General features: G+C 73.7%; 11 protein-coding genes. 3 read left to right on the top strand and 8 right to left on the bottom strand.

Features of this window, described 5'->3' with window-relative positions; translation table 11 throughout:
• The first annotated feature begins 37 nt into the window (after positions 1-37).
• Positions 38-664, top strand: coding sequence for a TetR/AcrR family transcriptional regulator (locus ACWC21_RS09715; protein WP_450879898.1), 627 nt, complete (start codon positions 38-40; stop codon positions 662-664).
• Positions 665-706: 42 nt separating this feature from the next.
• On the opposite strand, the gene ACWC21_RS09720 is transcribed toward ACWC21_RS09715, so the two are convergent.
• From ACWC21_RS09720 to ACWC21_RS09735, 4 genes are all read right to left on the bottom strand, one after another.
• Positions 707-1,666: an ADP-ribosylglycohydrolase family protein gene (locus tag ACWC21_RS09720; protein WP_450879900.1), complete on the bottom strand. Its 960-nt coding sequence runs from the start codon at positions 1,664-1,666 to the stop codon at positions 707-709.
• Between the two features lie 34 nt (positions 1,667-1,700).
• Positions 1,701-2,693, bottom strand: coding sequence for a UDP-glucose 4-epimerase GalE (gene galE, locus ACWC21_RS09725; RefSeq protein ID WP_450879902.1), 993 nt, complete (start codon positions 2,691-2,693; stop codon positions 1,701-1,703).
• Between the two features lie 62 nt (positions 2,694-2,755).
• Positions 2,756-4,360, bottom strand: coding sequence for a glycosyltransferase family 2 protein (locus ACWC21_RS09730; protein WP_450880215.1), 1,605 nt, complete (start codon positions 4,358-4,360; stop codon positions 2,756-2,758).
• Positions 4,361-4,440: 80 nt separating this feature from the next.
• Positions 4,441-5,694, bottom strand: coding sequence for a glycosyltransferase 87 family protein (locus ACWC21_RS09735; protein WP_450879904.1), 1,254 nt, complete (start codon positions 5,692-5,694; stop codon positions 4,441-4,443).
• Between the two features lie 93 nt (positions 5,695-5,787).
• On the opposite strand from ACWC21_RS09735, the gene ACWC21_RS09740 reads away from it, so the two are divergent.
• Positions 5,788-7,353: a glycosyltransferase family 39 protein gene (locus ACWC21_RS09740; RefSeq protein WP_450879906.1), complete on the top strand. Its 1,566-nt coding sequence runs from the start codon at positions 5,788-5,790 to the stop codon at positions 7,351-7,353.
• Here the strand turns inward: ACWC21_RS09740 and ACWC21_RS09745 are convergent.
• Positions 7,313-7,792: a MarR family winged helix-turn-helix transcriptional regulator gene (locus ACWC21_RS09745; protein ID WP_450879908.1), complete on the bottom strand. Its 480-nt coding sequence runs from the start codon at positions 7,790-7,792 to the stop codon at positions 7,313-7,315. The genes ACWC21_RS09740 and ACWC21_RS09745 overlap by 41 nt on opposite strands.
• 124 nt (positions 7,793-7,916) lie before the next feature.
• Here ACWC21_RS09745 and ACWC21_RS09750 point away from each other — a divergent pair, with 124 nt between their 5' ends.
• Positions 7,917-8,330: an organic hydroperoxide resistance protein gene (locus ACWC21_RS09750; RefSeq protein ID WP_450880217.1), complete on the top strand. Its 414-nt coding sequence runs from the start codon at positions 7,917-7,919 to the stop codon at positions 8,328-8,330.
• A gap of 22 nt (positions 8,331-8,352) precedes the next feature.
• On the opposite strand, the gene ACWC21_RS09755 is transcribed toward ACWC21_RS09750, so the two are convergent.
• From ACWC21_RS09755 to ACWC21_RS09765, 3 genes are read right to left on the bottom strand one after another with little or no spacing between them, the layout of a single operon-like run.
• Entirely contained in the window at positions 8,353-9,627 is a 1,275-nt protein-coding gene (locus ACWC21_RS09755; protein WP_450879910.1) for a hypothetical protein, read from the bottom strand.
• A complete protein-coding gene (locus tag ACWC21_RS09760) occupies positions 9,624-11,858 on the bottom strand; it encodes a bifunctional glycosyltransferase/CDP-glycerol:glycerophosphate glycerophosphotransferase (RefSeq protein WP_450879912.1) in 2,235 nt (744 codons plus the stop codon). The genes ACWC21_RS09755 and ACWC21_RS09760 overlap by 4 nt, the downstream gene beginning before the upstream one ends.
• Before the next feature lie 5 nt (positions 11,859-11,863).
• Positions 11,864-14,065, bottom strand: coding sequence for a bifunctional glycosyltransferase/CDP-glycerol:glycerophosphate glycerophosphotransferase (locus ACWC21_RS09765; RefSeq protein ID WP_450879914.1), 2,202 nt, complete (start codon positions 14,063-14,065; stop codon positions 11,864-11,866).
• Between the last annotated feature and the right edge of the window lie 113 nt (positions 14,066-14,178).

The raw sequence follows: 14,178 nt of genomic DNA on the forward strand, positions 1-14,178 counted from the left end.
CGCAACCGTTTCGTCGTAACGCCCTATGCTGGACCACATGACGACGAACGCCGACGAGCCCCAGACGCGTCCGCGCCGAAGGACCCCTGCCGGGGCGGCCGTACTCCGGGAGGACGTGACCGAGGCGATCCGGGCGGCTGTCTTCGAGGAACTCGCGGCCAGCGGCTACGCACGCATGTCCATCGAGGGCATCGCGCGCCGCGCCGGAGTCGGCAAGACCGCCGTCTATCGGCGCTGGCGCTCCAAGCTGCACCTCGTCCTCGACGTCGTCTCGGCGCTCGCCGTGATGGGCCTGCCCGTGCCGGACACCGGCTCCCTCGAGGGCGATCTGCGACTGCTGTACGAGCTGACCGCCCGCGCACTGCGCCACCCCGTCGCCTCGCAGATCATCCCCGACCTCCAGGCCGAGGCGGCCCGCAACCCCGAGATCGCCGAGGCCATGCAGAAAGCCCTGCGGGACGGACAGGAGGGCGTCGCCAGCAAGATCATCGCGGCGGCCGCAGAGCGCGGCGAACTCCGCGTGGCCGCCGACGACGAACTGGCCCTCGACCTGATCTCCGGCCCCCTGTACTGGCGCTCGGTGGTGATCCGCAGCCCGAAGCTGCCCAAGGGCTACCTCTCCGCCCTGGCAAGGACGACCACCGCGGCCCTCAAGGCACTCTGAGCCGTTCCGGAACGGCGCCGCCGCCCTGCCCGGTCCCGCTCCTCACCCGCCCGCCTCCGCATCGGCGGCCTCGAGCAGTCCGCCGGCCAGCCCGGCCAGCTCCGCCGCATGCAGCACCCGCCCGAATCCGGGCAGCGGCACGTGCAGCGCCTCGGTCCAGCGAGCCGGCACCGCCCCGATGCCGTACACGGCCCCGGCGAGACCCCCGGTGACCGCCGCCACGGTGTCCGTGTCGCCGCCCAGGTCGACGGCCGCGCGTACCGCGTCCTCGTACGAGGAGGTGGTACGCAGCGCCCAGACGGCGGACCCCAGGCAGGGCCAGACCGCCCCGTTGAACTCGGTGGCGAGGTCCGGGTGCCAGTGGGGCGCGAGGACGACCGCGTACCGCTCGCGGTGGTCGGGGTGGACGGCCCGCAGCGTCTCCGGGAGAGCGGCCAGGGGGTCGCACCCGTCCAGGGCGACCCGTACCAGCTCGTGGAAGACGGCCGTGCCCTCCCATGCCGCGCGATCCCCGTGGGTGAGCGCGGACAGACGGCGGGCGGCGTCCATCGTCGCCTGCCGCCCCAGGGCGGCGAAGCGCACGGCGGAGGGCGCCGCCCGCATCAACGCCCCGTTCCCGGCGGCCCGCTGACTGCTCTGGAAGTGCAGCGCCGCCGCGAGATCCCACGGATCGCCGCTGCCGAGCACCGCCTCCGTCTGCAGGCCGATGTCCTTGGGGCCGGCGGCGGCCCACCGCCGGAACCGCCGGAACACGTCCGGCAGATCCAGTCCGCCGCGCTCCAGCAGTGACTCGGCGGTCAGCACGGCCATCTGCGTGTCGTCGGTCGCCTCGCCGGGATCCCAGCCGCCGCCCCCGCACATCTCACCGCCCTGCCCGGCCCGCGGGAAGCGCGCGGAGAAGGCTCCCTCGGACCCGAACTCGAAGGGCGCGCCCAGGGCGTCACCGACGGCGGAGCCGACGACGGAGCCGATGGCGCGCTCGACGCGGTGTGGATCGGTCACCCGGGCAGCCTAAGGGCGCCCGGTCGCCCCGGGCTCAGGAACGTGCCGACTGCGGATGCAGGCGTACCCAGCCCTCCCAGGCCGAGGTGATCATGTCCTCGACGTCGTGCTTGGCCTGCCAGCCGAGTTCCGCGGCGATGCGGTCGGCGGAGGCGACCACGCGGGCGGGGTCGCCGGGGCGGCGCGGGGCGATAGTCGGGGGGTGGTCGTAGCCGGTGACGGCGTTGATGCGGTCGATCATCTCGCGCACCGAGACGCCCTCCCCGCGGCCGATGTTGAAGGTCAGGTGGGCGCCGGGGGAGGACTGCAGGGCGCGGGCGGTGGCCACGTGCGCCTCGGCCAGGTCCACCACGTGGATGTAGTCGCGGACGCAGGTGCCGTCCGGGGTGGGGTAGTCGTCGCCGAAGATCCGCGGCGAGGTGTTCGCCGTGAGCTTCTCGAAGACCATGGGGACGAGATTGAAGGCGCCCGTGTCCGCCAGTTCGGGGGCGGCCGCGCCCGCCACGTTGAAGTAGCGCAGCGACGCCGTGGACAGCCCCGTGGCCCGGCCGGTCGCCCGCACCAGCCACTCGCCGGCCAGCTTGGTCTCGCCGTACGGGGACACGGGCGCGCACGGCGTCTCCTCCGTCACCAGGTCCCCGGGGCCCGAGGTGTCCGGCGTGCCGTAGACGGCCGCGGAGGAGGAGAAGACGAAGGACAGGACACCCGCCGCCGTCACCGCCTCCAGCAGGACACGCAGGCCCTCGACGTTCTCCCGGTAGTAGTGCAGCGGGCGGTCCACCGACTCGCCCACCTGCTTCTTGGCCGCGAGGTGGACGACCCCGGTGACGGAGTGCTCGGCGAGCGTGCGCGCCAGCAGGCCGGCGTCCAGCGTGGAACCCACCACCAGCGGCACCCCCCGCGGGACGCGGTCGGCGATGCCGGTGGACAGGTCGTCGTACACCACGGCCCGTTCTCCCGCCTCGGCCATCGCGCGCACGACGTGCGCCCCGATGTAGCCGGCGCCGCCGGTGATCAACCAGGTCATGTGAGGTCGTCTCCTCGTTCCGTGGCCGCGGTGGTGCGTCGGTCGGCTGCCGGCGCCGGCTCTCAGTGAAGCAGGCGGCGCAGCCTTCCACGGACAAGCTTGCCGACTCCTCGTGCCCCCGTGGCCACGCGCAGTGCCAGCGCGCCGGAGCGTGTGGCGTACGGCCGTACCAGCAGCACGCCGTGCCGGACGCTCGGCAGGGCGCGTGGGCGCAGTAGGCCGGCGCCCGCGACGGCGTGCGCCGTCACCTCGCGATGCGCGCCGTCGGCGAAGCGCACGCGCAGTCTCAGGTCCCACGTGCCCGAGCCGAGCGCACCCGGATCGACGGGCGTCTCCGCGGTCCAGGACGTGCCGTCACCGTCCGGCGTGAGCGCCGACGTACGGCGCCGGTCCGGGCGCCCGTCCTCGCGTCGCCGCCACTCCACGTCCACCGCCTCCGGCCCGGCGCCCGCCACCCGGCCGTACAGGTCGTGCAGGCGCAACCGCAGACGCGTCACCCGCGCGCCTGGACGCAGTTCGGCCTCGACGGCGAGCGGCAGCGAGGGAAGCGGGCGGGTGCGGAAGGGGGCGAGGGTGACCTGCGGGAGGTCGTCGGCCCAGACCGGGATGCCGTCCGGGGTGCGGGCGTAGGGCGGCAGCAGACGGGCCGGGCGGGCGGCGAGCTCCCTGAGGCGGGGCAGGTCACGGGGTTCGGGGGACTCCAGGACGACCCGTGCGATCAGCCGGCCGGGTGCCGCCGGGTCGAGCTCCCAGTCGGCGGCGTCGTAGGCACCGAGGTACTCGCGCGTGTGGGCCCACCACGCGCACCGGTACCGCGCGTCCCGGTCCGGCAGCTCGCGCGCGTACATGCGCAGCTCGTGGTCGAGGAACTTGGCCCGGGCCGCCCGGGCCAGCTCCTTCTGCCCCGCGCCCAGCAGGATGTCGTACGCCAGGGCGCACGCCCGGGTCCGCGCCCGCCAGTTGTCGATGCCGGCCCGGTCGAGGGAGAGCGACAGCCGGCCGGCCGAGCGGCGTACGTGCCAGACGTACACCGGATCCGGCACCAGGGCGATGCGCGGCCCGGCGGCCAGCACGCGCGCGGTGAAGACGAAGTCCTCGTAGAGGAAACGGCCCTCGGGGAAACGGATGCCGTGCTCCCGCAGGAAACCGGTGCGGTAGAGCTTGTTGACGCACAGGGTGTCGTGGACCAGGCGGGGGAGCCGGGAGGGGTGCGCGAGGACGGCGTGCGCCCGGTACAGCGGCGCCTGCCACGGCTGTTCGAGCCCCGAGGGCAGCTCCCGGCGCACGCACAGTCCGGACGCGACCTCCGCGTCGGCCCCCGTCGCCGCCGCGAGCAGCGCGTCCACCGCGCCGGGCGGCAGCACGTCGTCGCTGTCGAGGAACATCACGTACGGTGCCGTGACCGCGTCCAGCCCCGTGTTGCGCGGGCTGCCGCACCCGCCGCTGTTGACCGCGCGGCGCAGCACCCTCAGCCGCGGCTCCCCGGCGGCCAGCCGGGCCAGCGCCGCCGGGCTGCCGTCCGTCGAGCAGTCGTCGACGGCGAGGACCTCGTGCACGGCCGGCCCCTGAGCCAGCGCGGAACGCACCGCGTCCCTCACATGGGCGGCGTCGTTGTACCCGATGACGACCACACCGACGTGCGGAGACTGAGGGGCATTCTGGTGCATACCGGTCATATAGCGGAATCGTACGAATGATGGGCGGCCATTCGCCAATGGACGGCCGTGCGCCGATGGGCGGCCGTGCGCTAATGGGGGACCGGTGCCCGGCGCGGAAGGCGGGCGGACGCGGGGCGGGGGCCGGTCACGGGAGCGGCGTTCGCGACCGGGAGCCGCGTGGAGCGCCACAGCCGGACGAGGGACAGCACGGCGGCCGTCGCGAGGAGTCCGTTGCGCAGGAGCATCAGCGCACAGCCCGTCCAGGTGCATCCCACGACCTCCCGGTAGAGCGCGGGATAGGCGACGGCGCTGACCGCGCTCGCCGCCACCACCAGCGCGGCCACCGGACGCTGCACGGTGTGCCGGGAGGTCAGACAGACGGCGACCAGGCCGATCAGCCAGACCATGTACTGCGGACTGATGACCCGGCTGGTGACGGTGAACAGCAGTACGGCGCACAGCGCGGCGTCGTACGGCGTCGCCTCGGTCCAGCGCCGGGCCCGTACGCGCCACAGCACCAGCAGCCCGAAGGCGATCGCGGTGAGCGCGAGGCAGACGGTGGCGACGGCGGAGACGTGCGGGCCGACGAGCTCGACCGAGCCGTACCGGTAGCGGGACCTGCCGGTCCAGCCCGCGTGGGTGGCCAGGCTGAGCGCCGTACCGCCGAGGGACTCGATCTGGATCCCCCGGCCCCCCTGTTGCCGCAGAAAGGACAGGGGGTTGTCGAACAAGCCGGCGAGGGCCGCGAAGGCGAGCATCCCCGCTCCCGCCGCCCACGTCCACGCCGACCTGGTCGCCCGCCCTCTCGGCACCCCGAGCAGCACCAGCGCCGGCCACACCTTCACCAGCCCGCCCAGCACCGCGATCACCCCGCCCGTGCGCGGGGAGCGCGACAACGTCAACAGGGCGATGACGGCGAACGCCGTGACCTGCACGTCGTAGCGGGCGAGCGGAAGGTGCAGCAGCAGCGGCAGTGCGCCGACCCACAGCGCCGCCCCGCGCAGGCTGCGGCCCGGCCGGGTGCCCGCGAGGACCAGCGCCAGTGCGATCAGCGCGTCGGCGGCGAGCGTGAGAACGACGAACGCCTGGAAGTACGTCAGCCCGGGCAGCAGCCCCGGCGCCAGCAGCACCGCGCCGGCGCCCGGCGGGTACTGCCACAGCGTGTCGTGCGCCGGGAAGGCGCCCCGCGACAGGACGCCGAACCAGTGGAAGTACAGCCGCCACACCTCACGCGCGACGGAGCCCCTGCCCAGCAGGGGGACGGAGTCGTGGACGAGCAGCCACAGCATGGTGGCGCGGGTGGCCGGCCAGGCGACGGCGAGGGAGAGCACACGGCGGTTCATCCCAGGGAGGGTAAGCCGCGAGGATGGTGTTTTCATGCTGATACGCCGTCAATACACACCAAACGTTTGCTAATCGCAAAAGATCGGGCTGTGGTGAGCATCCGTTCCCTCATCGACCCCGAGTCGAGTCGTGTCCGTCACGGCGCGGCGGTGGCCGTCCCCGCGGCCGTGATGCTCGCGCTCGGACTGTGGGGGATCGACCGCGGCGGCATGTGGCGCGACGAGGCGGTCACCTTCCAGGTGGCGCGCCGCACGGTGCCGCAGATCTGGCGCCTGCTGCACGGGGTCGACGCGGTGCACGGCCTCTACTACCTGCTCATGCACGCCGTCCTCGCCCCCCACCCCGGCGAGGTGCTGCTCCGGCTTCCGTCGGTGTGCGCGGCGGTGCTGGCCACCGGCCTCGTCGCCGCACTCGGCAGCCGGCTGGCCGGGCCCCGCGTGGGACTGTGGGCGGGACTGCTCTACGCGGTCACACCGATGGTCGGGCACTACGCGCAGGAGGGCCGCTCCTACGCCATGGTCGCGGCCGGGGCGGCCGGGGCCACCCTGCTCCTCGTGCGCGCGGTGCCGGCCGGCGGCCGGTCCTGGTGGGCGTACGGCACGGTCCTCGGCGTCACCTGCTGGCTGCACGAACTCGCGGTCCTGCTCCTGCTCGCCCACGCCTCGACCCTCGCCCTGGCCCGGGTGCCGAGGCCGGTGTGGCGGGGGTGGGGCCGCGCGGCCGCGTCCGTGGTGCTCGCGCTGCTGCCGATGGTGGTGGTCTCGCACGCCCAGTCGGCGCAGGTCGCCTGGGTGCGGGAACCCACGGCGGACACCGCGTGGGAACTGCTGCGGCAGTTCGTGGGACCGACCTCCGGCGTGTACTGGACCTGCCTGGCGCTGGCCGCCCTCGGGTTGACGCGGCTCGTGGGCGGCCGCGGGGAGCTGACGTGCGCGGCTGTCGCGCTGCCGCTGGTGGTGGTGCCGCCGGTGGTCCTCATGCTGGTCTCGCTCCTCACGCCGCTGTACGTCCCCCGGTACGTGCTGTACGCGCTCGCGGGGGCGCCGCTGCTGGTGGCGGCCGGGGCCGACCGGGCGGCCCGGCTGCCGGCGCGGGCCGGGGGGCCGCGGCTGCCGCGGACCCGCCTCCCCCTCGGCACCCTCACCGGTGTCCTGGCCGTCGCCCTCGCCCTCGTCCACCAGCTCCCGGTCCTCCGCCAGGACCGCTCCCCGGCCCACCGCCCCGACAACCTCGCCGCCATCTCCTCGGACGCCGCCCGCGAACTGCGCCCCGGCGACCCGGTGCTCTTCCTCCCGTCGCAGGCGCGGAGCACGGCGCTGGCGTACCCGGCCGGGTTCCGCGGCACCCGGGACGTGGCCCTGGCGGCCGGCGCGCCCGTGTCCGGCACCCTGTACGGGCGTGAGGTGGACCCGGTGCTGCTGCGCCGCCGACTGGCCGGCCTGGACCGGGTGTGGGTCATCGCCGAACGGCGCACCGCCGACGGAACCTGGTACCCCCGTGATCCCACCGACCGGGCCAAACTGGCCGTCGTGCAGGACCGGTTCGTGCTGCGGGAGGAGTCCGAACGCGACGGGGTGATCATGCGGCTCTACGTCCGCGGTTCCCTGGCCGCGGGCGCTACGGCATGTCCGGTGCGGCAGCGTCCAGTGCGTTCGTGAGCCGGTCGAGGCGGTCGCGCAGCTCACCGATCTCGTCGAGGCCGAGGCCGGTCACCTCGACGATGCGGCGCGGTACCTGGAGGGCCCGCTCGCGCAGGGCGGCGCCCTCCTCGGTCAGCCGCACCTCCACCGAGCGCTCGTCGCGCGTGCTGCGCTCCCGGCGCACCAGTCCGGCCGCTTCCAGTCGCTTGACCAGCGGCGAGAGCGTGCCGGAGTCCAGGCGCAGGTGCTCGCCCAGCCTCTTGACCGGCAGGTCCCCGTGCTCCCACAGCACGAGCATCACCAGGTACTGGGGGTAGGTGAGACCCAGGTCCTTGAGGATCACGCGGTAGACGCCGTTGAAGGCGCGGGACGCGGCGTGCAGGGAGAAGCAGATCTGGCGGTCCAGGCGGAGCCAGTCGGCCTCGGCTGCCGGTGCGGGGGACGGAGTGGCGGTCATGCCTCCAGGATAACCCTGGCGAGTCATTTAGTTGTGCACAATTGAATTGTGTGCTCTACTTGTGGTCGTGCGGCGGCCGCAGAAGGACCGCCGGGACATGACGTTTCGAGAGGGATGGTCACCCATGGACGCGCTCTACACCGCTGTCGCCACCGCCACCCACGGCCGTGACGGCCGTGCCTTCACCAACGACGGCAAGATCGACGTGAAGCTGGCGCCGCCGGTGGAGCTCGGCGGCAACGGCGAGGGCACCAACCCGGAGCAGCTCTTCGCCGCCGGCTACGCCGCCTGCTTCGGCAGCGCCCTCGGCCTCGTCGGCCGCCAGGCGAAGGTCGACGTCAGCGACGCCGCCGTGACCGCCGAGGTCGGCATAGGCAAGCAGGGCGAGGGCTTCGGCCTGAAGGTGACGCTGCGGGTGGAGCTGCCCGACACCGTGGACGAGGCGACCGGCCGCAAGCTGGTCGAGACCGCCCACCAGGTGTGCCCCTACTCCAACGCCACCCGCGGCAACATCGAGGTCGACCTCGTCATCGAGTGACCGGCGCCTTCCTCGGCCCGCCTCACTTCGCCGGGTGAACCTCCCGGCCGGCGTGCCCCTGCGCGGGCACCGGCAGCGGACGCCGGCCGGGACGCTCCAGCAGCAGCGGCACGCCGACCACCGGAAGCAGCCAGGCCAGCACGATCAGCCGGTCGCCCCCGATGGAGATGTCGGGGTGCGCGGCCTGGGTGAGGATGCCCGTGAACGCCGCCCCCAGCAGGAAGCAGCCGAACGCGGGCCGGCGCACCGCGCCCCACGCCCCGGCCGCGAGGGCGGCCGCGAACAGCGGCTCCCACAGCTGCCGGCGCGTCCACTCCCACCAGAAGTTCCCCTCCAGCTGCAGCAGCTCAGCCCACGGGTGGACGCGGTCCGGACGGGCGAAGTGGCCGGTCAGCAGATCCTGCACGCTCTCGGACTCGGACGGGTAACCGAGCAGCCGGGCCAGCAGTACCGTCCCCAGCGCGGCACCACAGCCCACCGCCGTGACCGCCACCACCCCGCGCCCCGCCGACCCGCCGCGGCGCCGGCGCCGTACGGCCAGCACCGCGCCCGCCCCGGCCAGACAGAGCCCGAGGAACAGCGCCTGCGAGTGCTTGACCGCGAACAGCGAGACCAGCGAGCAGGCGGTCAGCACCGCCCCCGCCCGCGCCCGGCCGGTCAGGGCGAGCGCGCAGCCCCACACCGCCGCCAGGGACAGCGCCAGCAGGAGGCCCTCCGTCATCGGGCGCATCGCCGTCGCCCCGCACGGCAGCACGTAGAACAACGCCTGGCCGGCCAGCGCCCACCGCACGGACACGGACAGGGTGCGCAGTACCAGGAACGCCAGGACTCCGCCCGCCGCCGCGACGACCACACTCGCCAGCCACACACCCCACGTCACACCGAACACCGCCACGAACGGCAGCAGGAACAGCGGGTAGCCGGGCCGCACCTCGAAGATCGGCCGCATCCGGGCGGACATGAACGGCGCCACGTGCCCCACGGACTCCCCGGCCCGCAGCCGCCGCTCCACCCGCCGCCACTCGTCGGCCCGGCACTCGGCCAGCACCCGCGGGGCGGGATCCGGCCGGTGGAAGTGCACCACGTCCACGCTCTGGCCGCGGCGCGCGAGGGAGGCCTGGCCCGCACACGACCAGTCGATGGTGGCGCGGGCCGCCGACCGCGTGTCCTCGCCGCTCAGACTCAGCGCGTACGACACGTAGTTCTCCGAGTCGGGGGTTCCGCGGCCCTCCACGTTGGCCGACTGGAGCAGCGCGAAGACGGCGGCCAGGACCGCGGCCCAGGTACGTGCCCTCATGTCGAGGCCAGCTGGTCGTGACCGGCGGCCGGCTCCGGCACCCGGACCGCGGCGGCCGGACCCGGCATGGACTCACCCAGCATCAGGGTCCGGACCACCCGTTCCGCGGCCCGCCCGTCGTCGAACTCGCAGAAACGCGCCCGGAACTCCGCCCGCAGCCGCGCCGACTCCTCGTCCCGCCAGCCCCCGGAGCCGAACAGCCACACCAGCTCCCGGTGCGAGCGGGAGACATGGCCCGGCGGCTGGGCCGTGATGTCGAAGTAGGCGCCGCGGGAGGCCGCGAACGCACCCCAGTCGTCGGCGTGGACCACGATCGGCCGGTCGAGGTTGGCGTAGTCGAACATCAGGGACGAGTAGTCGGTGACCAGGACGTCGGAGGCGAGCATGACCTCCTCCACGTGCGGCTCGTCCGTCGCGTCGACCAGCGCCCCGCGCCGGTGCAGCTCGCTGAGCCCGAAACGGCGTGCCGGGCCGGTCGCCAGCGACGGATGCAGACGGACGACGAGGGTGTACCCCTCCCCGAGGTCCGCGGCGAACCGCGCCAGGTCGATCCGGTCGACATGGCCGCCCCGGCGGTAGTCGCGGCGGGTGGGAGCGTAGAGCACGACCGTGTGGTCCTCCGGGATGCCGTGCCGGGACCGGAACCCGGCCCCCGCCCCGTCGGCCGCGCCGACGAGGACGTCGTTGCGCGGGCTCCCGGTCCGCAGCGAGGTGAAGTGGCACGGATACGCCCGGTCCCACACCAGTTCGGAGTGGCGGTTGGCGACCAGGCTGTAGTCCCAGCGGTCGGCGCGGCGCAGCATCTGCGGCACGTTGAACCCGTGCCGGGCACCCGGCTTGGTCAGCAGATCGGCTGCCATGTACTTCAGCGGGGTGCCCAGATGGGTGTGGATGTGGACGCTGCCGGGCCGCTTGACGACCGTGCCCGGCCAGTTGACGTTGTTCACCCAGTACGTCGCCCGTGCCATGACCTGGTGGTAGCGGCGGGAACCCGGCGTCACATGGTCGATGCCGGGGGGTAGCGAGCCCACCGCGTCCTCCCGGACCACCCACACGCCGTGGATGTGCGGCGCGATCCGGAGGGCCTCGGCGTGGATCGCGGCCGGGTCGCCCGACACGCCCCCGTGGTGGAGCGCCGAGTAGACGGCGAGGTGCGGGTCGAGCGGGCGCCTCGACTGCACCGCGTACCACGCCTTCCGGGCGGGCCGCGCGACCGTCCCCGCCGCACGCCGGCCCTGGTGCGCGGCGGCCCTGCCCAGTCTGCCCAGACCGGTCAGCGCCGCGTACGAGGCGTAGGGCGCCGTCGCCAGCAGCCGCATCTTCAGGCCGGTGTCGCCGTCCGGCGCGGTGAACCCCGCGGGCAGGTGACGGCGGTGGAAGGAACGGATCGCGCGGTAGAAGTCCGGCCGGTCCGCCGGGGTGACGCGATCCTCCTGGGCCAGCACGAACAGCATGTGGTTCAGCGCCCGTTCGAACAGCAGCGGGCGCGCCCAGGCGAGGTCCGCACGCTCCGCCAGGAACGCGAACAGGCCCTCGTACTGCTGGAAGATGTCGAAGTGGCGCCGCCCCGGGGTCTTCGTGATCGCGCCCTGCCGGCGCTGCCGGTACTCCACCCCGACGCGGTCCAGGCAGACGATCCGGTCCGCCAGCACCATCGCCCGGTAGGTGACCGGCGCGTCCTCGTACAGACCGGGCGCGTACCGCAGGCCGTGCTCCAGGAAGAAGGACCGCCGGAAGGCCTTGTTCCAGGCGACCAGGAACAGATGCAGGTACTGCGGGCTCTGCCGGATGCTGAAGGCGTCCGTGCCCGCGGCGGCCAGCAGCTCGGCCGTCGCGCTGGGGCCGCCGCGGCCCCACCAGTGGGTGCGCACATGGTCGAAGACCAGGATGTCCGGGTCGCCGGTCGCGTCGAGACGTGTCGCGACGGCTTCCAGCAGACCCGGCGTGTAGTGGTCGTCGCTGTCGAGGAAGAGGACGTAGTCGCCGCTCGCCTGTTCCAGGCCCGCGTTCCGGGCCCGGCCGAGACCGACGTTCTCGGGCAGGTGCAGCACCCGCACCCGGGCGTCGCGGTCGGCGTACTCGTCGAGGATCGCGCCGCAGCGGTCGGGAGAGCGGTCGTCGACCGCGATCACCTCGAAGTCCGCGAAGGACTGGCCGAGCACCGAGTCCAGGCACTCGTGCAGGTAGCCCTGCACCTTGAAGACGGGGACGATGATGCTGAAGCGGGGCACTTCGGTCAGCTCCTCTCGAGGACGGGCGTCGGGGCCGGGATCCGCTCGGCCAGCGGGACGACCGGCGGGATCGACTCGGGCGGTTCGCCCAGCAGCACCCGGCGCACGACCCGCTCGGCCGCGCGTCCGTCGTCGAACTGGCAGAAGCGCTGCCGGAAGGCCGCGCGCAGGGCGGCGGCACGGTCGTCCGCGTAGGAGCCGTCACGGAAGAGCGCGGCCAGCGCCTCGGGGGTCGCGGCCACCCGGCCCGGAGGGGCCTCCATCAGGTCGAAGTAGACGCCCCGGACCTCCCGGTAGACGTCCCAGTCGTCCGCGTACACGACGATCGGCCGGTCCAGGTTGGCGTAGTCGAACATGATCGACGAGTAGTCCGTGATCAGGGCGTCGGCGGCGAGGCAGACGTCCTCGGAGGAACGGTGCCCGGTGACGTCGATGATCCTGCCGTCGGCGCGGGCGGCCCCCCGGTCGTAGAAGTAGTGGGCGCGCAGCAGCACGACGTAGTCGTCACCGATCGCCTCGCAGAACGCCTCCAGGTCCAGGCGGGCGTCGAAACCGGAGGCGTGGTCCCGGTGCGTGGGGGCGTACAGGATCGCCGTCCTGCCCTCCGGGACGCCCAGTTCCCGGCGGACGCGGACGACGTCGTCGGCGGTCGCCGTGTAGTAGACGTCGTTGCGCGGATAGCCGTACTCGAGTGCCTCGTACGAGCTGGGGAACGCCCGTTCCCACATCTGGGTGGAATGGCTGTTGGAGGACAGGTTGTAGTCCCAGCGGTCCACCCGGGCCAGCAGCTTGGCGAAGCTGCCGGTCGCGGCCGCCACCACGGGATACGTCGACTGGTCGACGCCCATCTTCTTCAGCGGGGTGCCGTGCTGGGTCTGCAGGTGCACGCTGCCGGGGCGTTTGACGACGGCGTCCGCGAAGTTGGCGTTGTTGATCAGGTACTTGGCGCGGGCGAGCACGTCCCAGTACTTCCGGCTGCCGATGACCGCGTGCTCGACGTCCGCCGGCATGCTGTCCACCGCCTCCGGCTCCACCAGGAACACCGAGCGGATGTGCGGGGCGAGTTGACGGGCCTTGGTGTGGATCGCCGCCGGACTGCAGGCGTATCCGCGGCCCCAGTACGCGCAGTACACGGCGAGGTTCGGGTCGATCGGGCGGCGCAGCCGGCGCCGGTAGTACAGCCGGGTGCGCAGCATGCGCGGGCGCGGGCCGATCTGCGCGGCCCGCGCGGCGAGCTGGTTGCCGGCACGCAGCGCGCGGAACGCCGTGTACGCGCCGGCCGCCAGCAGCCGGTGCTGCACCCCCAGGCTGCCGCCCGGTACCCGGAAACCGGCGGGGCGGTGCCGCCGGTGGAGCCGGCCGGCCCTTCGGAAGAAGGTGCGGCGCAGCCGCGGGGGCAGTCGCCGCGGATAGGCGACCGCCTTGAGGACCGTGGCGAAGACCTGCTCGAACAGCGCCGCCGACCGGTCCGGCGACAGCCCCGCCTCCGCGGCGAGTGCGAGCACCAGCTCCGCCTGGTCGAGCAGGTCCAGCTGGTGCTCCCCCGGCGCGTTGAGCCGGCTGCCCTGTCTGCGCAGCCGGTGCCGTACGACCACACTGCGCAGCACCGCCACACGCTCCGCCCGGATCGCGCTCAGACCGCCGAACCCGATGTCCGTGAAATGCCCGGCGGGGAAGGTGAGTTCCTGTCCGGTGACGAACGCGGCGCGGTAGGCGGCGCTCCAGGCGGGAAGCTGCACGCCGGTCAGCCGGGGGGCCTGGTCGGGGGAGAAGGCACCGGACGGGGCCGACGCCAGCAGCGGGGCGGCCGTGTTGGCCGGCTCACCCGTCCACCAGGGCACCCGCTCGTGCTCGAAGTACAGCACGTCGACGTCGCCGGTCTCCGCCAGCCGGGCGTCGAGTTCGGCGAGCGCGCCCGGCACGAGCATGTCGTCGCCGTCGAGGAACAGCAGCCAGTCACCGCTCGCCGCCCGCATCCCGGCGTTGCGCGCCCCCGCCAGACCGTCCGCCGGCGGCGAGTGCAACGGGTGCACCCGGGGGTCCCGCTCGGCGTACCCGGAGGCGACACCGCTCGCCGGTGCGTCGGGCGCGTCGCAGACCGGGAGCAGCTCGAAGTCGCCGAAGGACTGGGCGAGAACCGAGTCCAGAGCCTGGGACAGCCGGCCGGCGGCCCCATGGGACGGGACGATGATGCTGAAGCGGGGCATTCTGTTCTTTCTGTTGTCTGTCCTGATCGCCTGGGGCCGACTCGGTCCGCCCTGGTGCTCAGGCCGTACGGGCGCGGCCGGGCCGCCCGGCCGGCCGCCAGGTGGACGGCCGG

The sequence above is a fragment of the Streptomyces sp. NPDC001348 genome (assembly GCF_053597535.1).

Excerpts from the sequence above, each read along its gene's own strand:
- ACWC21_RS09715 (WP_450879898.1), top strand. The coding sequence starts at position 38 with ATGACGACGAACGCCGACGAGCCCCAGACGCGTCCGCGCCGAAGGACC.
- galE (WP_450879902.1), bottom strand. The coding sequence starts at position 2,693 with ATGACCTGGTTGATCACCGGCGGCGCCGGCTACATCGGGGCGCACGTC.
- ACWC21_RS09730 (WP_450880215.1), bottom strand. The coding sequence starts at position 4,360 with ATGCACCAGAATGCCCCTCAGTCTCCGCACGTCGGTGTGGTCGTCATC.
- ACWC21_RS09735 (WP_450879904.1), bottom strand. The coding sequence starts at position 5,694 with ATGAACCGCCGTGTGCTCTCCCTCGCCGTCGCCTGGCCGGCCACCCGC.
- ACWC21_RS09745 (WP_450879908.1), bottom strand. The coding sequence starts at position 7,792 with ATGACCGCCACTCCGTCCCCCGCACCGGCAGCCGAGGCCGACTGGCTC.
- ACWC21_RS09750 (WP_450880217.1), top strand. The coding sequence starts at position 7,917 with ATGGACGCGCTCTACACCGCTGTCGCCACCGCCACCCACGGCCGTGAC.
- ACWC21_RS09755 (WP_450879910.1), bottom strand. The coding sequence starts at position 9,627 with ATGAGGGCACGTACCTGGGCCGCGGTCCTGGCCGCCGTCTTCGCGCTG.
- ACWC21_RS09765 (WP_450879914.1), bottom strand. The coding sequence starts at position 14,065 with ATGCCCCGCTTCAGCATCATCGTCCCGTCCCATGGGGCCGCCGGCCGG.